16 protein-coding genes are annotated in these 19,049 nt (G+C 67.0%); 10 read left to right on the forward strand and 6 right to left on the reverse strand.

The window, feature by feature from the left end; genetic code table 11:
* Window position 1: 1 nt before the first annotated feature.
* Together B447_RS11415 and B447_RS11420 are read right to left on the reverse strand one after the other, a co-directional pair.
* Complete coding sequence (locus tag B447_RS11415) at window positions 2-1,162, reverse strand: MalY/PatB family protein (RefSeq protein ID WP_002939982.1); 1,161 nt, start codon at window positions 1,160-1,162, stop codon at window positions 2-4.
* A gap of 71 nt (window positions 1,163-1,233) precedes the next feature.
* Window positions 1,234-2,679 (reverse strand): cryptochrome/photolyase family protein, encoded by a 1,446-nt coding sequence (locus B447_RS11420; RefSeq protein ID WP_002939983.1) that lies wholly within the window; start codon window positions 2,677-2,679, stop codon window positions 1,234-1,236.
* Window positions 2,680-2,860: 181 nt separating this feature from the next.
* Between B447_RS11420 and B447_RS11425 the strand changes: the two genes are divergently transcribed.
* The 6 genes from B447_RS11425 (at window position 2,861) to B447_RS11450 (ending at window position 8,493) form a co-directional block, all read left to right on the forward strand.
* Window positions 2,861-4,525: a methyl-accepting chemotaxis protein gene (locus B447_RS11425; RefSeq protein WP_083491445.1), complete on the forward strand. Its 1,665-nt coding sequence runs from the start codon at window positions 2,861-2,863 to the stop codon at window positions 4,523-4,525.
* Window positions 4,526-4,659: 134 nt separating this feature from the next.
* A complete protein-coding gene (locus tag B447_RS11430; RefSeq protein WP_002939988.1) occupies window positions 4,660-5,226 on the forward strand; it encodes a YqgE/AlgH family protein in 567 nt (188 codons plus the stop codon).
* Window positions 5,219-5,716 (forward strand): Holliday junction resolvase RuvX, encoded by a 498-nt coding sequence (gene ruvX / locus B447_RS11435; RefSeq protein WP_002930398.1) that lies wholly within the window; start codon window positions 5,219-5,221, stop codon window positions 5,714-5,716. Before B447_RS11430 ends, ruvX begins: the two co-directional genes overlap by 8 nt.
* On the forward strand, window positions 5,703-6,209 hold the full coding sequence (gene pyrR / locus B447_RS11440) for a bifunctional pyr operon transcriptional regulator/uracil phosphoribosyltransferase PyrR (RefSeq protein WP_002930396.1): 507 nt from the start codon (window positions 5,703-5,705) through the stop codon (window positions 6,207-6,209). The genes ruvX and pyrR overlap by 14 nt, the downstream gene beginning before the upstream one ends.
* A 16-nt stretch (window positions 6,210-6,225) precedes the next feature.
* Window positions 6,226-7,185, forward strand: a complete 960-nt coding sequence (locus B447_RS11445; protein WP_002939992.1) for an aspartate carbamoyltransferase catalytic subunit — start codon at window positions 6,226-6,228, stop codon at window positions 7,183-7,185.
* A 27-nt stretch (window positions 7,186-7,212) separates the two neighbouring features.
* Window positions 7,213-8,493, forward strand: a complete 1,281-nt coding sequence (locus tag B447_RS11450) for a dihydroorotase (protein WP_002940002.1) — start codon at window positions 7,213-7,215, stop codon at window positions 8,491-8,493.
* Between the two features lie 52 nt (window positions 8,494-8,545).
* Here B447_RS11450 and B447_RS11455 read toward each other — a convergent pair whose 3' ends face one another.
* Genes B447_RS11455 through B447_RS11465 form a run of 3 tightly spaced genes read right to left on the reverse strand, consistent with a single transcriptional unit; the run spans window position 8,546 to window position 10,720 of the window.
* Window positions 8,546-9,127 (reverse strand): YggT family protein, encoded by a 582-nt coding sequence (locus B447_RS11455; protein WP_002940003.1) that lies wholly within the window; start codon window positions 9,125-9,127, stop codon window positions 8,546-8,548.
* Window positions 9,128-9,129: 2 nt separating this feature from the next.
* Complete coding sequence (gene proC, locus B447_RS11460) at window positions 9,130-9,954, reverse strand: pyrroline-5-carboxylate reductase (RefSeq protein WP_002940008.1); 825 nt, start codon at window positions 9,952-9,954, stop codon at window positions 9,130-9,132.
* A 58-nt stretch (window positions 9,955-10,012) separates the two neighbouring features.
* The gene (locus B447_RS11465) at window positions 10,013-10,720 is read right to left on the reverse strand and encodes a YggS family pyridoxal phosphate-dependent enzyme (RefSeq protein ID WP_002940009.1); all 708 of its coding nucleotides are present in this window, start codon (window positions 10,718-10,720) and stop codon (window positions 10,013-10,015) included.
* Window positions 10,721-10,812: 92 nt separating this feature from the next.
* Here B447_RS11465 and B447_RS11470 point away from each other — a divergent pair, with 92 nt between their 5' ends.
* Both B447_RS11470 and B447_RS11475 read left to right on the forward strand, forming a co-directional pair.
* Window positions 10,813-11,853: a type IV pilus twitching motility protein PilT gene (locus tag B447_RS11470; protein WP_002930383.1), complete on the forward strand. Its 1,041-nt coding sequence runs from the start codon at window positions 10,813-10,815 to the stop codon at window positions 11,851-11,853.
* 122 nt (window positions 11,854-11,975) lie between these two features.
* A complete protein-coding gene (locus B447_RS11475; protein WP_002940010.1) occupies window positions 11,976-13,109 on the forward strand; it encodes a PilT/PilU family type 4a pilus ATPase in 1,134 nt (377 codons plus the stop codon).
* Between the two features lie 32 nt (window positions 13,110-13,141).
* On the opposite strand, the gene B447_RS11480 is transcribed toward B447_RS11475, so the two are convergent.
* The gene (locus B447_RS11480) at window positions 13,142-14,308 is read right to left on the reverse strand and encodes a THUMP domain-containing class I SAM-dependent RNA methyltransferase (protein WP_002940011.1); all 1,167 of its coding nucleotides are present in this window, start codon (window positions 14,306-14,308) and stop codon (window positions 13,142-13,144) included.
* 188 nt (window positions 14,309-14,496) lie between these two features.
* Between B447_RS11480 and B447_RS11485 the strand changes: the two genes are divergently transcribed.
* Window positions 14,497-16,149 carry a FecR domain-containing protein gene (locus B447_RS11485; protein WP_002940012.1) on the forward strand — a complete coding sequence of 551 codons (1,653 nt, stop codon included), beginning with the start codon at window positions 14,497-14,499 and terminating at the stop codon, window positions 16,147-16,149.
* The gene (locus tag B447_RS11490; protein WP_002940013.1) at window positions 16,146-19,043 is read left to right on the forward strand and encodes an EAL domain-containing protein; all 2,898 of its coding nucleotides are present in this window, start codon (window positions 16,146-16,148) and stop codon (window positions 19,041-19,043) included. Before B447_RS11485 ends, B447_RS11490 begins: the two co-directional genes overlap by 4 nt.
* Window positions 19,044-19,049 lie beyond the last annotated feature (6 nt).

Genomic DNA, 19,049 nt, shown 5'->3' on the forward strand with positions numbered 1-19,049 from the left:
CTCAGGCACCGAGCGCACGCGCCATGCGCGCGAGGGCTTCGTCGAGCGTCGCACGCGGACAACCGAAGTTGAGACGGACGAAGCCGGGAGCGCCAAAGGCTGCACCATCCGACAAGCCGACGCCGGCGGCCTCGAAGAAGGCCGTCGGGTCGGTCTGCGCGCGCTCGGCCATCATCTGCCGGCAGTCGATCCAGGCCAGGTAGGTCGCTTCGGGTACGACCATCTCAAGCCCGGGCATCTTGCCCACCGCCTCCACCACGCGCGCACGATTGCCGCGCAGATAGGCAAGCAGCGCCTGCCGCCAGTCGTCGCCATCGCGATACGCCGCCTCGGCCGCCACCATGCCGAGTACGTTCGCATGCGGCACGATGCCGCGCATGGCCTGCCGGTAGCGTCGACGCACCGCGTCATCGGGGATCACCGCGAAGGCGCAGTAAAGCGCGGGAATGTTCCAGGTCTTGGAGGGTGCCATCAGGGTGATCGTGCGCCGCGCCGTCGCCTCGTCGAGCGCGGCGATCGGGCGATGCGGACGCGCCTCGTCAAGCACCAGGCCGCAGTGGATCTCGTCCGAGCAGATCAGCAGGTCACGCTCGGCCGCAAACGCTGCAAGACGACGCAGTTCGGCCTCGTCGAACACGCGGCCGACCGGGTTGTGCGGGCTGCACAGCAGCAGCAGGCGGCTTCGCGACGAACTGGCTGCGGCAAGCGCGTCCCAGTCCCACTGCCAGCGCCCGTCTTGCAGCACCAGATCGCAGCGCTGCAGCACCCGGCCGACGTTCGCCGGTGCACTCAGGAAAGGCGGATACACGGGCGCGGCAGTCAGCACGCCATCGCCCGCCTCGCCCGCGATGGCGCAGGCGAGGTTGAAGCCCGTGACCACGCCCGGCAGCCACACCAGCCAGTCGGCTTCGATCGACCAATCGTGGTCGCGCCGCAAACCGTCGATCACCGCGTCGACGAGCGAGGGCCAGGCCTCCGTGTAGCCGAACACGCCATGGCCAACGCGCTGCTGCAGCGCCTCGAGCACCGCAGGCGGCGCCGCGAAATCCATGTCAGCGACCCACAGCGGCAGCACGTCGCGCCCGGCATAGCGCCCCCACTTCTCGCTCGGCAGGCTGCGGCGGTCGATGATGCGGTCGAAATCGAAAGGCTCGGCGGTCATGGTGCAGGATCCGGGGACAGGACACGCATTGTCCCGCATTGCGGCCCGAGCCTGCACGCTGCCGTGCCGACTCATCCACCATCCTTGAGCACCCCGAAGCGCAGCAGCGTGCGCTCGCGTGCGGCCGCGTGATCCACGATCGGCGCCGGATAGTCCGCGCCGATCCGGGTCCGGCATGCGCTCTGATCGATGCCGCCCATTGTCCACGGCGCATGGATGAATTTGTCCGGCACGCGTGCAAGCTCGGGCAGGTAGCGGCGAATGAAACGCCCCTCCGGGTCGAACTTCTGCGACTGAGTTACCGGGTTGAAGATGCGGAACCAGGGTTGGGCATCGCAGCCGGTAGAGGCCGCCCACTGCCAGCCACCATTGTTGGCCGCAAGATCGTAGTCGTTGAGGTGGTCGGCGAAGTGGCGCTCGCCGCGCCGCCAGTCGATACCCAGGTCCTTGGTCAGGAAAGACGCCACGATCATGCGCAGCCGGTTGTGCATGTAGCCGGTCTGGTTGAGCTGGCGCATGGCCGCATCCACGATCGGATAGCCTGTGCGCGCCTCGCACCAGGCCTCGAACAGCTCAGCGTCGTCGTCCCAGACGATCGCCGCGTACTCCGGCCGGAAGGCGCGCTCGAGCACATGCGGGTTGTGCCAAAGGATCATGTGGTAGAAGTCGCGCCAGATCAGCTCGCCGAGCCAGCATTCCGCCCCCTCGCCACCGCGGCTGCGCGCCGCCGCGCAAAGCTGGCGCACCGACACCGTGCCAAAGCGCAGGTGGGTCGACAGATAGCTCACCCCTTTCACCGCGGGGAAGTCGCGGGCGCGCTTGTAACGCTCGATGCGGGCGAGAAAGTCGTCTAACAGCTGCCTGCCGCCACTCATGCCCACCGGCATCCTCATCGCGGTCAGGTTGGTCGCCTCGAAACCGATCGCGCCGAGCGCCGGTACGCCGTCGCCAGCCTGCCGTGGCGCCAGGCGGCCTGCAAGGGGCTCGACGGGCCATGACGCGAGGCAGGCTTCGTCCACCATCCTCAGCCAGGCATTCTTGTAAGGCGTGAATACGCTGAACGGACGGCCAGCCTGGGTCAGCACCTCGTCGCGCTCGAACACGACCTGGTCCTTGAAATCCTCGAAGCCGATACCGGCTTCAGCCAGGCGCTGAGCCACACGGCTGTCGCGCAGGATCGCCGCCGGTTCGTAATCGCGGTTGGCGAATACCTTGTCCACACCCAACTCGAGCGCGAGCGCCGGGATCAGTTCATCGGCACGGCCATGGCGGACGATCAGCCCTGCCCCCCCACCTCCCGCTGCGCGGGACAGGGCATCGAGCCCGGCATCGAGTTCGATCAGGCTGCGCTGTATGAACTCGACCCTGCGGTCGGCTTTCGAGGGCAGCGCATCGAGAATCGCGCTATCGAACACGAAGACGCAATGCACACGATCGGCAAAGCGCAAGGCATGATACAAGGCGGCATGGTCGAAGCTGCGCAGGTCACGGCGAAACCAGACAAGGGCGGATGGCATGTTTTGTCCAGGACAAGTTTGAGCACATTATGGCGCATCCTGCACACATTCCCTCGGCTCACCAGACACGGACCAAGTGATCGGACCGCGGCGGCTCAAGACATGACCACGCCCTGCCGATATCCTAGTCAGCCCCCCTGGCAGTGTCCAACAACAACATCCCGAAGAATCGGAGTTCTGAATGAACGGCCTCTTTTCCTCACTGAGAGTAGGGTTACGCCTGGGTATCCTGCAGGTGCTTATGCTGGCATTCATGCTCGGCATTGGCACGCTCGGCCTCTATGGCATGGCATCGACCGTATCCAGCCTGCAGCGCATGCATACCGAACAGCTGACGCCGATGCAGCACCTGGGCGAGGTCCGGGGGGCAGTTCAGGGGATCAACCTCGAGCTGCTGCGTGCGCTTCAGCATCAGCCCGGGCACGCACTGGTGGCACTGCACAATCACCCGACGTCGCTGCACCTGGAACGGGTCACCAAGCATGTGGCCACCTTGACCCAGAGCTGGCAGGGCTATCAGGCGGGACGATCGCTCGATGCCGAAGAGCGCGCCCTGGTGGCGCAGTTCGACGAAGCGCTCAAGGAGATTCTGCCCCTGGTTCGCGATACGACTTCGGCCCTGAACCAGGACGACTTCTCGATGGCGGTCCAGCGTCGCTTCATCGTCGAAGGGCAGGCAATGATGATGTCGCGCTTCACCTTGCTCGATCAACTCGCCGCGGTTCAACTCAAGAAGGGCGAGGCGCTGACGGCGGATGCCGAGCGCGCCTACCGCGGCCAGCAGTGGCTGCTCTCAGGCCTGGTCATCGCCGCCGTACTGCTGGGGCTCATGGTGGGCTTCGCGATCCTGCGCTCGATCACGCGTCCGCTTGGCGAAGCACTCGCGACGGCGGAGACGATCGCCGAAGGGCGCCTTGACCGCCCAATCGCACTCAGCGGCGGCAATGACGAACTCAGCCGACTCGGCGCTGCCCTTGAAGCCATGCAACGCAACCTGCGCCAGATCATCGGCGCCCTGCAGCACTCGGCGGAGCAGCTCTCGAGCTCGGCCTTGCAGCTGACCACCTCGGCGGATAGTGTGGCCAAAGCCTCGGGGCATCAGAGCGAAGCCGCGGCATCGATGGCGGCCTCGGTCGAGGAGGTGACGGTCAGCATCAACCACGTCGCCGACTCGGCGCGCGAAGCTGCGCGCCTGGCGCAGGAGGCGGGCGACCAGAGCAAGCAGGGCAGCGCCGTGATCAACCAGGCGGTGACCGGCATGCGATCGATCGCCGAGAGCACGCATTCCGCTACGCTCCGGGTGAGCGAGCTGCGCGATCGCACCAGCGAGATCTCGCGTGTGGTCGGGGTGATTCGCGACGTCGCCGACCAGACCAACCTGCTCGCCCTCAACGCCGCAATCGAGGCTGCACGGGCCGGCGAGCAAGGCCGCGGGTTCGCTGTGGTGGCGGACGAAGTACGCAAGCTGGCCGAACGCACCGCGCTCTCCACCACCGAGATCGGCCAATTGGTGGGCGCGATCCAGAACAGCGTCGGTGACGTGTCCGGCGTCATGGAACACAGCGCCACCACCGCAACCGAAGGGGTCGCCGTCGCCAATCAGGCAGGCGAGGCCATCGGCCGCATCGACGCCAGCGCCCAGGCAGTCGACAGCGTGGTCGGCGAGATCTCGACGGCCTTGCGCGAACAGGGCGCAGCCGCCAATGACATCGCCCGCAACGTCGAGCGCATCGCCGAGATGGCCGAGCACAACGCCAGCGTGGTCGAGCAGACCTCCGTCGCCGCACACACGCTGCACGAGATGGCCAAGAACATCGACAGCATGCTGCGCCGGTTCAGGATGTAGCACGGACGCCCTGCCGCCCCGAGTCCAGGCGCAAAGCGCCTGCACTCGGGGCCCGGAGCGGGCCAACGATCTCCACACCAAAATTGACACAGACCCCGCGCCATGAACCGGGGTGATCGGCGTAAAATCGGCGCATGGATACACCCACGGCCAACTTCACGCATCACTTCCTGATCGCCATGCCCAACATGGCCGATCCGCACTTCACGCGCACACTCACCTACATCGCCGAACACAACGAGCAGGGTGCGCTCGGCATCATCGTGAACCGGCCGATCGACATGACGCTGCACACCTTGTTCGAGCGCATCGACCTGCCGCTCGATGCGCCCGGCTTCGATGCGCAGCCGGTGTATTTCGGCGGTCCGGTCCAGACCGACCGCGGCTTCGTGCTCCACCGCCCGCTCGGCGAATGGCACTCGACGCTCAAGGTCAACGACGAGATTGGCCTGACCAGCAGCCGCGACGTTCTGCAGGCGATCGGCGCCCATGGCGAGCCGCACGACGTGCTGGTCACGCTTGGCTATGCCGGCTGGGCTGCGGGCCAGCTCGAGCAGGAACTGATGGACAACGCCTGGCTGACCGTGCCTGCCGACATGGCGATCGTGTTCGATCTGCCGCCCGAAGAACGCCTGGTCGCGGCCATGCAGAAGCTGGGCGTCGATTTCGCCAACCTCAGCGAGGTCGCCGGGCATGCCTGATGCGGCTCGCGCCGCGACGACAGGTCACGAAACCACGCCCGCGGGTGCGGCGCTGCCTGCTCGCGGCACGCTGCTCGGCTTCGACTTCGGTCTCGCCCGCATCGGCGTCGCCACCGGCGAACTCGAGACCGGGCAGGCCAGCGCCCTTACCACGCTGCACGACGAATCGAACGACGCCCGCTTCAAGGCCATCGCCCGACTCATCGCCGAATGGCGGCCGGTCGCGCTGGTGGTTGGCATTCCAGCTCACCTCGACGGCAGCGCACATGCGCTGACCGCGCGCTGCCAGCGCTTTGCCAACCAGCTCCACGGCCGCTTCGGCCTGCCCGTCCTCACCGCGGACGAACGCCTGAGCTCGGTCGCTGCCGAGGTCGAACTTGCCGACGCCGGCCTCAGGCACTGGCGCGAACGCAAGGCCGTGCTCGACGCCGCCGCGGCCCAGATCATCCTGCAAACCTTCCTGGACACACGCCGCCATGAAAGACCTTGACGCCGAAGCCCTGTATCAAACGCTCGCCGAACAGATCCGCCCGCAGGTCAGCCCCGCAACCGCCCTTGTCGGCATCTACACCGGCGGCCTCTGGCTGGCCGAGCGCCTGCACCGCGAGCTCGGCATCGCCCAGCCCCTGGGCGCCATCGACGTCTCCTTCTACCGTGACGACTACGCGAGCAAGGGACTGCACGCCAAGCCGCAGAAGACGGACATCCCGTTCAATGTCGACGGTGCCCACGTCATCCTGGTCGATGACGTGTTGTTCACCGGCCGCACCACGCGCGCGGCCGTCAACGAACTTTTCGACTTCGGCCGTCCGGCCATGGTCGAGCTCGCGGTCCTGGTCGACCGTGGCAGCCGCGAACTGCCGGTCGCCGCGCGCTACTGCGCCCACACCCTGCCCACGCCGCTGGCGCGCGAGCAGAACCTGGACCTGCGGCGCGACGAGGACGGCGTATTCTCCCTCCAGCTCACCCAGGCCAACCGCTGATACCGAGGCACGCCCGATGCGCAACCCCCAACTCAACAAGCACGGCGAACTGCAACACCTGCTGACCCTGGACGGTCTGCCGCGCAACATCCTCACCGCCATCCTCGACACCGCCGCGCCCTTCACCGAAGTCGCCGAACGCGAGGTCAAGAAGCTGCCGCTGCTGCGCGGCAAGAGCGTGTTCAACCTGTTCTTCGAGAACTCGACGCGCACCCGCACCACCTTCGAGATCGCCGCCAAGCGCCTGTCGGCCGACGTGGTGAACCTCAACATCAACACCAGTTCGGCCGCCAAGGGCGAGAGCCTGCTCGACACCGTCGACAACCTGTGTGCGATGCAGGCCGACATGTTCGTCGTGCGCCACGCCGCCAGCGGTGCACCGATGCTCATCGCCCAGCACCTGCAGAATACCGGGCGCGACCACATCCACGTGGTCAATGCCGGCGACGGCCGCCATGCGCACCCGACGCAGGGCCTGCTGGACATGTACACGATCCGCCACTTCAAGCAGGACTTCACCAACCTGACGGTGGCGATCGTCGGTGACGTGCTGCACTCGCGCGTGGCGCGCAGCCAGATCGCCGCGCTGACCACGCTGGGCGTGCCCGAGGTGCGCGTGATCGGTCCCAGGACCCTGCTGCCGACCGAGGTCGAGAAGCTGGGCGTACGCGTGTTCCACGACATGCGCGAGGGGCTGAAGGGTGTGGACGTGGTGATGATGCTGCGCCTGCAGAACGAGCGCATGAACGGCGCGCTGCTGCCCACACCGCAGGAGTACTACAAGATCTGGGGCCTCACCGCCGAAAAGCTGGCGCTGGCCAAGCCCGACGCCATCGTGATGCACCCCGGGCCGATGAACCGCGGCGTCGAGATCGACTCGGCAGTGGCCGACGGCGCGCAGGCGGTCATCCTGCCCCAGGTCACCTTCGGCATCGCCGTACGCATGGCGGTCATGAGCATGCTGGGCAGCCACTGAGCGCCCACTACCGATAGGCAATAGAGCATGAACATCCTGATTTCCAACGGCCGCGTCATCGATCCGGCCAACCGCAGCGACGCGGTGCAGAACGTGTATGTATCTGGCGGCAAGATCGTCGCCCGCGGCCAGGCGCCGGACGGCTTCGTCGCCGAGCGCACGATCGACGCCAGCGGCCTGGTCGTCGCCCCCGGCTTCATTGACCTCGCCGCACGCCTGCGCGAACCCGGCTTCGAGTACCGCGCCACGCTCGAATCCGAGATGGAGGCGGCGATGGCCGGCGGCGTCACCAGCCTGGCGATCCCGCCCGACACCGACCCCGCGCTCGACGAGCCCGGGCTGGTCGAGATGCTCACCTACCGCGCCAAGAAGCTCAACCGCGCCCACATCTACCCTGTGGGCGCGCTCACCATCGGTCTCAAGGGCGAGCGCCTGTCGGAGATGGCCGAACTGGTCGAAGCCGGCTGCGTTGCCTTCTCGCAGGCCAACGTGCCGATCGTCGACAACGCCGTACTGATGCGTGCATTGCAGTACGCCGCCACCTTCGACTTCCGTGTCTGGCTGCAACCGCTCGCACCTTTCCTGTCGCGCGGCGGCAACGCCCATGACGGTGAAGTCGCCACGCGCATGGGCCTGGCAGGGATCCCGGTCGCCGCCGAGACGGTGGCGCTGTTCACCTATCTGGAGCTTGCCAAGATCACCGGCGCACGCCTGCACATCACCCGCCTGTCGTCCGCTGCCGGCCTGGCGCTCATCGAGCAGGCACGTGCCGAGGGCATGGACGTCACCTGCGACGTGTCGATCAACCATGTGCACCTGTGCGACATGGATATCGGCTACTTCGACTCCAACTGCCACCTCATCCCGCCGCTGCGCAGCCAGCGCGATCGCGAGGCGCTGTGTCGAGGGCTGGCCGAAGGCCGCGTCAACGCGCTGTGCTCGGACCACACCCCGGTGGACGACGACGGCAAGCAAGCCCCCTTCTCGGAATCCGAGCCCGGTGCCACCGGCCTGGAGCTGCTGCTGCCGCTCACGCTGAAATGGGCCGAGCGCGCCGGCCTGTCGCTGCTTGATGGCCTCGCCCGCATCACCTCGGATGCGGCCAGGATCGTCGGCATCACCAAGGCCGGCCACCTGGCGGTGGGTGCACGTGCGGACATCTGCGTGTTCGACCCCGACACCCACGTCACCGTTACCCGTGACAACCTGCGCAGCCAGGGCAAGAACACGCCCTTCCTCGGCATGGAGCTGCCGGGCAAGGTGCGCTACACCCTGGTCGAGGGCCAGGTGATGTACGCGGTCGACTAAGGCTGTGAGAGCCGGCCCTGCAGGGCCGGCTCCACTTCAGGCAAGCCCGGGCTCAGGCCCCGAACAGCAGCGGCGCAAAGCCGCCGCGCAGCCCGGCCAGCACCATCAGCACGATCTGCAGCACCAGCAACAGCACGAGCGGCGACAGGTCAACATTGGCGATGCTCGGCACCACGCGGCGGAACGGGCGCAGAAAGGGATCGGCAAGGGCATGCAGCAGCGGCGCAAGCGGTGCGTGCGGGCTGACCCAGGACAGCACGGCCGAACCGAGCACGACCGCGAACAGCAGATAGATCATCATGCGCACGGTCTCGATCAGGCCCACGCCGAGCAAGCCCAAGGCCACTGCGCCGGCATTGCCGCTGAACACCGCGCCGCGCAGGCTGAGCTCGAAGGCCACCAGCAGCATCTGAACGAGCCACGCTGGCAGCAGGCTCGCGAGGTCGAGGCCAAGCACGCCGGGGATGAAGCGGCGCAGCGGACGTACCACCCAGTCGGTGGTGGTCACGACGAACTGGCCGATCTGGTTGCGGAAGGAGATGCGCTGCCACTGCATGTAGAAGCGCGCGAGCAGCATCAGGGTAATGAAGCCGCAGACGGTGTTGAGCACCAGCAGCAGGATGTTCGCGAGCATGTTCAGTCCTTGCCCAGTTCTTCACCCAGGGCGCGACCACGGGCCTCGGCTGCGCGTACCGCCTCGACCAGCGCATCGTGCCAGCCCGACGCCGCCAGACTGGCCAGGGCCGCTTCGGTGGTGCCACCCTTCGAGGTGACCTTCTGGCGCAGCACGGCGGGTGAGTCCTCCGCGCTCGCCGCCAGCCTGGCCGCACCGAGCACGGTATCGATCGCCAGCCGGCGCGCACTGGCCTGGTCGAAGCCGAGGGCGCACCCGGCGGACTCGAGCGCCTCGATGAAGTGGAACACATAGGCCGGCCCGCTTCCTGAAATTGCCGTCACCGCGTCAATCTGCCCCTCTTCGGTCGCCCATACCGTACTGCCGACCGCAGCCAGGATGCGCTCGGCAGCCGCGCGCCCAGCCTCATCCACCGAGGGGTCAGCATACAGGCCGGTGACGCCGCAGCCGATCAGGGCCGGTGTATTGGGCATGCAGCGCACTACGCGCGCATGAGGCCGCTCCGGCGTACCCAGCCAGCGCCCGAGATCGGCCAGGCGCAGCCCGGCGGCGATGCTGATCACCAATTGCCCCTGCAGGCGACCCGCAATCGGCGCCAGCGCCGCCTTCATCTGCTGCGGCTTGACCGCCAGCACCAATACATCGCAGGCCAGCGCCGCGGCATCGAGGGACGCATGCACACCGACGCCAAAGCGCGCCGCAAGCGCAGCGCGCGCCTGTTCGCCAAGCTCGACGACGGCAATATCGGTCGCCGCGAAGCCGCGCTCGATCATGCCGCCGATGAGGGCGCTCGCCATGTTGCCGCCGCCGAGAAAAGTGATCTTCATGATTTGATCCGTTTGGGTTGAACCGATTTACTTGAGCCGATGCCGCCTAGGCGCCGCATCAGCCGGGTTGAGCAAAAGCGCCTGCCTGGCGCTCGCCGAAGATCGCTGTGCCGACGCGCACGACGGTGGCCCCCTCGGCTACAGCGGCGTCGAGATCATGGGACATGCCCATCGACAAGGTGTCGAGCGTGAGGCCGCTCGCGGCAAGCTCGTCCTTCAGCCGGCGCAGCAGCGCAAAGCGGGCGTGCAGAAGCGCCGGATCGGCACTCGGCTCCGGGATGCACATCAGGCCGCGCAAGCGCAGGCCCGGCAGCGCCGCCACTGCAGCCGCCAGGCTGGCCGCATCGATGGGCGCGACGCCACTCTTGCTTTCCTCGCCACTGACATTGACCTGGATGCAGACATTGAGCGGGGGGAGATGCACGTCGCGCTGCGCGGACAGACGTTCGGCGATCTTCAGCCGATCGATGCTATGCACCCAGTCGAACGCATTGGCCACGAGCCGGGTCTTGTTGCTCTGCAAGGGCCCGATGAAATGCCACTCGAGCCCGAGTTCGCGCAGGGCCTCGACCTTGTCGACACCCTCCTGCACGTAGTTCTCGCCGAACGCACGCTGGCCGGCCGCAGCGGCCTCGCGCACGGCTGCTGCCGGCCAGGTCTTGCTCACCGCGAGCAGGGCGACCGAATCGGGGGCACGGCCCGCGGCGTGCGCGGCAGCGGCGATGCGGTCATTGACCGCTTGCAGTCGGGCAGCGATTGTCGTCATATTGCGTGGCCTAATTCCTCTAGCACAGGGCGCAAAAAGTATAGCATTGCGCTGTTGCCCACCCTTTCCGGCCCCCGGCTGCCGGCCATACCATGGACATCACTGAACTCCTCGCCTTCGCAGTCAAGAACAAGGCCTCCGATCTTCACCTGTCGGCCGGCTTGCCGCCCATGATCCGCGTCCATGGCGACGTGCGCCGCATCAACCTGCCTCCGCTCGAGCACAAGGAAGTGCACGCCATGGTGTATGACATCATGAACGACGCGCAGCGCAAGCAGTACGAGGAGTCCTGGGAATGCGACTTCTCCTTCGCCATACCCAACCTGGCGCGCTTCCGGGTCAATGCCTTCAACCAGAACCGCGGTGCAGGCGCGGTGTTCCGTACCATTCCGTCGAAGGTGCTGACGCTCGAAGAGCTCAACTGCCCGAAGATCTTCAAGGACATCTCCAGCCAGCCGCGCGGCATCGTGCTGGTGACCGGGCCGACGGGCTCCGGCAAGTCGACGACGCTGGCGGCGATGATCGACTACGTCAACGAGAACCAGTATGGCCACATCCTGACCGTCGAAGACCCTATCGAGTTCGTGCATGAATCCAAGCGCTGCCTGATCAACCAGCGCGAGGTGCACCGCGACACGATGTCCTTCAACAATGCCCTGCGCGCGGCGCTGCGCGAGGACCCCGACGTCATCCTCGTGGGCGAAATGCGCGACCTCGAAACCATCCGCCTGGCACTGACCGCAGCCGAAACCGGCCACCTCGTGTTCGGCACCCTGCACACCTCGTCCGCAGCCAAGACCATCGACCGTATCGTCGACGTGTTCCCGGCGGCGGAAAAGGACATGGTGCGCTCGATGCTGTCGGAGTCACTGCGCGCAGTGATCTCGCAGACCCTGCTCAAGACCAAGGACGGCCAGGGCCGGGTGGCGGCGCACGAGATCATGATCGGCAGCCCGGCTATCCGCAACCTGATCCGCGAAAACAAGATCGCACAGATGTACTCGTCGATCCAGACTGGTCAGAACGTCGGCATGCAGACCCTCGACCAGTGCCTGGCCGACCTGGTGCGCCGCAATGTGGTCTCGTCGGCCGAAGCCCGTATCCGGGCACAGAACAAGGACAACTTCGTCTAGGCCGAGCAAGGCGCATCGGAGCACATTGGGGCCGGATTCGAGCCTCAGCGCCCGCGGCGAATTGCGCGGGTCCCAAGTTCATTGCAGCACGCCGCACACAAGGTGCGCCAGGAGTCTGAAACATGGAACGCGACCAGGCACTCAGGTTCATGCACGATCTGCTGCGGCTGATGCTGCAGAAGAACGGCTCCGACCTGTTCATCACCACCGGCTTCCCGCCAGCGATCAAGATCGACGGCCGCATCATGCCGCAATCGAACCAGATGCTGCAGCCCGCACATACCGCCGAGCTTGCGCGCGCGATCATGAACGACCGCCAGGCCGCCGAGTTCGAGTCGCACAAGGAGTGCAACTTCGGCATCTCGCCAGCCGGCATCGGGCGCTTCCGGGTCAACGCCTTCGTGCAGCAAGGCAAGGTCGGCCTGGTGCTGCGCACCATCCCGCAGCGCATCCCCAAGTTCGAAGAGCTGGGCCTGCCCCCGGTGCTCAGCGATATCGCGCTGACCAAGCGCGGCCTGGTGATCTTCGTCGGTGGCACCGGCACCGGCAAGACCACCTCGCTCGCCTCGATGGTGGACTACCGCAACGAGAACACCTACGGCCACATCATCACCGTCGAGGACCCGATCGAGTTCGTGCATGCACACAAGAACTGCATCGTCACCCAACGCGAGGTCGGCCTCGACACCGAGTCCTGGGAGAGCGCACTCAAGAACACCCTGCGCCAGGCACCGGACGTGATCCTGATGGGCGAGATCCGCGACCGCGAGACCATGGACTACGCCATCGCGTTCGCCGAGACCGGCCACCTGTGCCTGGCCACCCTGCACGCAAACAGCGCAAACCAGGCCATCGACCGCATCATCAACTTCTTCCCGGAAGACCGCCGCCAGCAGCTGCTGATGGACCTGTCTCTGAACCTGCGCGCAATGGTGTCGCAGCGCCTGCTGCCCCTGAAGGACCGCAAGGGCCGGGTGCCGGCGGTCGAGGTACTGCTCAACTCGCCGCTGATCTCCGACCTCATCTTCAAGGGCGACATCCCGGCAATCAAGGAGATCATGAAGCGCTCGACCGAGCTCGGCATGCAGACCTTCGACCAGTCGCTGTTCCAGCTCTATGAGAACGAGCTCATCAGCTACGAGGACGCGCTGCGCAACGCCGACTCCGTCAATGACCTGCGCCTGCAGATCAAGCTCAACAGCCGCCACGGCGAACGCGACACCAGCGACAGCCTGAAGAACCTAGGCATGCTGTAAGCCTGCCTCCGCCCGGAGGCAGGGCACCCGGCTCAGCTCGAAGCCGGCGCTGCGTCGCGGCTGCGGTTGCTGCCTGCCACCATGCGGTACTCGTACAGCCGGCACTCCAGCGCGCCATTGAACAAGGGCGTGCGCCGGCTGGCCTTGAGACCAATGAGCTTGGGCAACTGGATATCGGCGGTAAACAGATAGCATCGCCAGCCACCCCAGTTGCGCTTGAGCGCGTCACCAAGCCGCGGATAGAACGCGGCGAGCTCCTCGGCCTCGCCGATCCGCACGCCATAGGGCGGATTGGCCACCATCACGCCCTCGGCTGCTGGCGGCGTACGCTCGAGCACATCGGCACGGTCGAGACGCACACAGTCGGCGAGCCCGGCAGCCTCCAGGTTGAGGCGGCTGCGGCGAACCCATTCGCCAACGATGTCCGAGCCGAACACGGGCAGCACCCGCGGCGCCTGCCGGCGCCGTTCTGCCGCAGCACGCACCGCTGTCCAGGCACTGCGGTCGTGGTGGCGGAAGCGCTCGAAGGCGAACTTGCGCCCCAGCCCCGGCGCCACGTCCAGCGCCATCAAGGCGGCCTCGATGAGGAAAGTGCCACTGCCACACATCGGGTCGACCAGCGCCTCGCCCGGCTGCCAGCCGCTCAAGCGCAGAATGCCGGCAGCCAGGTTCTCCTTGAGCGGCGCCTCGACTGCCGCTGGCTTGTAGCCGCGCTTGTAAAGCGCCTCGCCCGAGGTGTCGACGTACAGCGTGACCGTATCGGCAGTGAGAAAAACGTGGATGCGGACCGCCGGATTGGCTGTATCGACACTCGGCCGCCGCCCGCTCACGGTGCGGAAGTGGTCGCACACGGCGTCCTTGACCCGCAACGTGATGAACTCCAGGCTCTTGAGCGGCGACTTCTGCGCGGTGACGTGGATGCGGATGGTGTCATCGGCGGTGAACCACTTCGCCCAGGTCACGCTGTAGGCAAGCTTGTAGATGTCCACCTCGGCGCGATAACGCCCCTGCCCCACCCGCCACAGCACTCGGGTTGCGATCCGACTTTCGAGGTTCGCACGCTGGCAGGCCGTCCAGTCGCCGTGCCAGCCCACGCCTCCGGGCACGGCCTGCACCTGACGCGCACCCAGGCCCTCGAGTTCGGCCGCCAGCGCGGTCTCGAGCCCGCGCGGGCATGGGGAAAAAAAATGCTCGGCCATGAGGCCTCCGATCACATGAGACGGCGCATTGTAGCGCTCGCCGCCTCAGGCGCGCCGTCCGCGCAGGATTCATGCCCCTTACATGATGCAAGAGACGCCTTGCACAACCTGGCCAGGGTATTATTTCCACGCAATCATTCAGATAACCAGAAATACTCCGCAGCCTGGGGTGCAACGAGGAAGACACGATGCAGGCCAACCGAGACAACGCCCTCCCGCCGGCTCACGGACGCGGCCCATTTGGCGCGACACTGCTCGGCCTGGTTGCCGCCGCATGCGCGCAAGGCGCACTCGCCCAGGACTTCATCTACGTCGTGCGCCCCGGCGACAACCCGTGGAACATCACCGAGCGCTACCTGAAGAGCATCGATTACTGGCCGCGCATCCAGGACTACAACCGCATCCTGGAGCCGACGGCGATCCAGCCCGGCACCCTGCTGCGCATCCCCGTAGGCTGGATGCGTGCCAGACAGGACACCGCACGCGTGATCGACGTGCATGGCAGCGTCGAGCACCGCCGCGGCAGCACTGTCGAGCCCGTGGTCGCAGGCATGGAGCTCACCGCCGGTGCGACCATCCACAGCGGCGACGACGGCAGCCTCACCATCGAGTTCGCAGACGGCAGCCGCAGCCGGGTCGGCAACAATGCCGAGCTGCGGGTTGGCCAGGTCCAGCGTCTGAACGCGTCCGGCGCCCAACAGGTCGGCATCGAGCTCAAGCGCGGGCAGATCGAGAGCGTGGTCACCCCGGCACGCAAGGCCGGCGGCCGCTACACCATCGAAACCCCGGCTGCAGTCGCCGCCGTGCGCGGCACCGACTTCCGCGTACGCACGGACGGCACCGCCATGCTCGCGGAGACACTCGAAGGCGAGATTGCGCTGCGTAACCGGCGCGGTGAAACCCGCCTGCGCGCGGGGACCGGCACCCAGGCGACACCCAGTACCGCGCCCGCGCCGGCCCAACGCCTGCTGTCCGCACCCGCGCTCGATGCCCTCCCCGAGCGCATCGAGCGCGTCCCCTTCAGCATCGACATCGCCGACGTCCCGGGCGCGACCGGTTACCGTACGCAGATCGCGCCCAGTGCGGCCTTCACCGTCGTCGCCTCGGACCGTGTCAGCGCCGCGCCCGCTGTTCGGGGCGAGGCCCACCTGCCCGACGGCGAATACATGATGCGGGTGCGGGCGATCGATGCGCGCGGCCTCGAAGGCATCGATGCCGAACGCAGCATCATCATCGACGCTCGCCCCGAGCCCCCTTTCCCCAGCCAGCCGGCCCCCGACGGCTTTGCCACCGAGGAGCGTATCGGCTTCACCTGGGGGGGCATAGCCGACGCCCTGCAGTACCATTTCGAGCTTGCCGGCGACCCAGGCTTCGAGCACCTGCTCCAGCGTGAGGACCTTGTCGAGCCGCACTTCGTGCTCGCCCACGCGCTGGAGGCGGGCGACTACTTCTGGCGCGTCGCCGTCACCACCGCGAGCGAAGGCCGCGGCCCCTTCTCCGACCCACAGCGCTTCCGCCGGCCGCAGCCCGGTCCCACCCCCGAGGCCCCCGAGATCGACGGCGAGCACCTGCAGTTGCGCTGGCGCGCCAGCGATGGTGCCGAGCGCTACGAAGTGCAGGTGAGCAGCGACGCCAGCTTCAGCGCGCCCGAGTACACGCTCGAAACCGAGCGTGCAGAACTGGTCATGCCCCGCCCGCCGGGCGGCACATGGCACGTCCGCATCCGCAGTCAGGAAGCCGCGGCGCCCATGGGCCCCTGGGGCACGCCACAGCAACTCGAAGTGCCGCATAACCATTGGCGCGCACTGCTGATCCTGCTGCCGCTGCTGCTCGCGCTATGACCCTGCGCTGGCGCCCCACCGCACTCGGGCGCCGATCCGGCTGGCTGGTCTCGGCACTGTTTGCCTGTGCGCTCGCACTCTTTCCGCCGGGGGTCATCCAGCGCGCAGACCTGCTGCTGTTCGACACCCTTGAGCCGTGGTTCCGGGCCCCCGCACTGCCCACCGAGTCGACCGTGATCGCGATCGACGAGGCGACGCTCGCCGCCATGGGGCGTTGGCCCTGGAACCGTGCGGTACACGCGGAACTCATCGACCGCCTGACCGCGGTCGGTGTCTCGTCGATCGCCATGGCCATCCTGTTTCCCGAAAGCGCTCCTGGCGACACCGAGCTGGCAGAGGCCATGCAGGCGTCGGGCCGCGTGATCCTTGCCGTCGCACCCCATGCAGGCACCACCACGGAGGGCATGTTCGAGCTGCTGCCTGTCGACACCCTGCGCGCAAGCGCCGCTGCGCTCGGTCATGTCGACGTCGAAATCGATCTTGACGGCCTTTCCCGTCGCACCTACCGCCTTGCCGGCAGTGGTCAGCCACGCTGGGATGCACTCGCAGTCGCAGCATTAAGGCACCCTGGCAGCGGCGAGCCTTCAGGACTCAATGCGCGCGCCCGGGCAGGCCTGCAACAGGTCGTCCAGCGCCCGCTCTGGGTCCGCCAGGGTGAGTTGCTGCTGCCGTTTCCGGACACGCGCGGACGGCCCGAGGTCGTGTCCTATTACACCTTGCTGAGCCGCCCAGAGCAGGTACGCCGCCTCGAAGGCCGCACGGTATTCATCGGCGCCACAGCAAGCGGCATCGACGCCGGCCTGGCGACCCCCAGCGCCGCCCACGGTGTCAACATGCCGGCGGTCGAGTTCCACGCCCGTGCGTTCGAGGCATTGCGCAGCGGGCTGACCTACAACAGCGCAGCAGCCGGCCTCGCCCTCGCCCTCTGCCTGACCGTGATCAGCCTGGCAGCACTGCTCCGGCCACAAGCAGGGACACGAGGCAAGCTCCTGCTCGGCGGCCTGCTGCTGGTGCCGCCCCTGCTGTCGGGGGCGGTCCTGGGTACATTCCAGCTATGGATACCGCCAGCCAGCGCCATGGCGGGCCTGCTGCTGGGCGCTGCGCTGTGGTTCCTGTCGGTGCTGCGCCACACCCAGGGTTCGCTGGCCCAGGCCCGCCACGACGCCGACGCCACCCTGCGTTCGATCGCCGACGCTGTCCTGACGATCGACGAGGATGCCCGCGTCGTACTGCTCAACCCGGTCGCCGAGCGCCTGACGGGGGCGACCCTGGACAGCGCACGCGGCACCCCGGTGGGCGAACTCATCCGCGACTTCACCGACCAGAGCGCGGTAGTGGTCGAAACCATCCTCGCCTGCCTCAAGCATCGGCAGGCCATCCGCCTGCCCGAACCGATCGCCTGGCAAGCCGTCAGCGGCAAGCATCATGCGCTGCGCCTGACCGCAACACCGGTGGGCGGAGAGGGCGAGGGTGCGGTGCTCGTGTTTCACGATGTCACCGAGACCCTCGCCATCACCGCGCGCCTGCAGCATGAAGCCACCCACGACGTGCTCACGGGGCTACCGAACCGCGCCCTGCTCCTCGACCGCCTGCACCAGGCGCTGGCGAACGCCCAGCGCCGAGGTAGCCTGGTCGCCCTGCTGTTCGTCGACCTTGACCGCTTCAAGCGCATCAACGACAGCCTGGGCCATTACGTCGGCGACCAGGTGCTTCAGGTGGTGGCCGAGCGCCTGACAGCCTCGGTACGCAGCGGTGACACGGTCGCGCGCTGGGGCGGTGACGAGTTCATCATCCTGATGGATCACCTGCGCGACCGCAGCGCAGTGGTGGCAGTGGCCGGCAAGCTGCTCGACCTGCTCGAGCGCGAGGTCGAGACCCAAGGCGAATCCGGGCTGGTGCTGTCGTGCAGCATCGGCATCAGCGTCGGCCCCGCCGACAGCAGCGACGCCGAGACCCTGCTATCGATGGCCGACAAGGCGATGTACCGCGGCAAGCTCGAGGGCGGCAGCCGCTACACCTTCTACTCGCCCGAGATGAACACCTGGTCGCGCGACCGCCTGAACCTGGAAGCAGCACTGCGCAAGGGCCTGGGCAATGACGAATTCGAGCTCTTCTACCAGCCCCAGATCGACATCCGCAGCGGGCGCCTGGCCGGGCTCGAGTCGCTCATCCGCTGGCACCGACCAGGCAGCGGCCTGGTGCGCCCGGACCTCTTCATCACCGCCGCCGAGGAAAGCGGCCTGATCACGAACATCGGCGAGTGGGTGCTCAACGCCGCCACGCACCAGGCGGCGCGCTGGAGTGCGGACGGCCTGGTGCCCGTGCCGATCGCGGTCAATGTATCGGTGCGCCAATGCACCGACATGAGCGTGGTCGACACCATCCGCCACGCGCTCCGCGACAGCGGCATGGACCCGCGCCAGCTCAAGATCGAGGTAACGGAGTCCACTGCAATGCACGATCCGGAACGTGTCGCCGAACTGCTGCACCGCATCCACGCGCTCGGCGTCGGCGTGGCCGTCGACGATTTCGGTACCGGCTACTCGTCCCTGTCGCTGCTCAAGCGCTTCCCGATCTCCGAACTCAAGATAGACAAGAGCTTCGTCATCGACCTGGCCGAAGACAATGATGACGCAGCCATCGTCCGCGGCACCATTGCCCTCGCCCACAGCCTGGGCATGCGCGTGGTGGCGGAAGGCGTAGAGACCGAACTGCAACTGCGCTTCCTCGCCCGCCACGGCTGCAACGTGGCCCAGGGCTTCCTGTTTGCACAGCCCTTGCCCACTGCCGAGATCCGCCACTGGTTGAAGATGCCCCCACCGCACGCACAGCGGGCCATCGAAGGCTTGCAGCACGCGCGCGCAGGAGCCCCGGGAACGAACGGCGACGGATAAAACAAG

The sequence above is a fragment of the Thauera sp. 27 genome, from assembly GCF_000310125.2.
In the GTDB taxonomy this organism is placed as follows: Bacteria; Pseudomonadota; Gammaproteobacteria; order Burkholderiales; family Rhodocyclaceae; genus Thauera; species Thauera mechernichensis.

Excerpts from the sequence above, each read along its gene's own strand:
- B447_RS11420 (WP_002939983.1), bottom strand. The coding sequence starts at position 2,679 with ATGCCATCCGCCCTTGTCTGGTTTCGCCGTGACCTGCGCAGCTTCGAC.
- B447_RS11415 (WP_002939982.1), bottom strand. The coding sequence starts at position 1,162 with ATGACCGCCGAGCCTTTCGATTTCGACCGCATCATCGACCGCCGCAGC.
- B447_RS11490 (WP_002940013.1), top strand. The coding sequence starts at position 16,146 with ATGACCCTGCGCTGGCGCCCCACCGCACTCGGGCGCCGATCCGGCTGG.
- B447_RS11475 (WP_002940010.1), top strand. The coding sequence starts at position 11,976 with ATGGAACGCGACCAGGCACTCAGGTTCATGCACGATCTGCTGCGGCTG.
- ruvX (WP_002930398.1), top strand. The coding sequence starts at position 5,219 with ATGCCTGATGCGGCTCGCGCCGCGACGACAGGTCACGAAACCACGCCC.
- B447_RS11470 (WP_002930383.1), top strand. The coding sequence starts at position 10,813 with ATGGACATCACTGAACTCCTCGCCTTCGCAGTCAAGAACAAGGCCTCC.
- B447_RS11445 (WP_002939992.1), top strand. The coding sequence starts at position 6,226 with ATGCGCAACCCCCAACTCAACAAGCACGGCGAACTGCAACACCTGCTG.
- B447_RS11450 (WP_002940002.1), top strand. The coding sequence starts at position 7,213 with ATGAACATCCTGATTTCCAACGGCCGCGTCATCGATCCGGCCAACCGC.
- pyrR (WP_002930396.1), top strand. The coding sequence starts at position 5,703 with ATGAAAGACCTTGACGCCGAAGCCCTGTATCAAACGCTCGCCGAACAG.
- B447_RS11465 (WP_002940009.1), bottom strand. The coding sequence starts at position 10,720 with ATGACGACAATCGCTGCCCGACTGCAAGCGGTCAATGACCGCATCGCC.
- B447_RS11455 (WP_002940003.1), bottom strand. The coding sequence starts at position 9,127 with ATGCTCGCGAACATCCTGCTGCTGGTGCTCAACACCGTCTGCGGCTTC.
- proC (WP_002940008.1), bottom strand. The coding sequence starts at position 9,954 with ATGAAGATCACTTTTCTCGGCGGCGGCAACATGGCGAGCGCCCTCATC.
- B447_RS11480 (WP_002940011.1), bottom strand. The coding sequence starts at position 14,308 with ATGGCCGAGCATTTTTTTTCCCCATGCCCGCGCGGGCTCGAGACCGCG.
- B447_RS11485 (WP_002940012.1), top strand. The coding sequence starts at position 14,497 with ATGCAGGCCAACCGAGACAACGCCCTCCCGCCGGCTCACGGACGCGGC.
- B447_RS11425 (WP_083491445.1), top strand. The coding sequence starts at position 2,861 with ATGAACGGCCTCTTTTCCTCACTGAGAGTAGGGTTACGCCTGGGTATC.
- B447_RS11430 (WP_002939988.1), top strand. The coding sequence starts at position 4,660 with ATGGATACACCCACGGCCAACTTCACGCATCACTTCCTGATCGCCATG.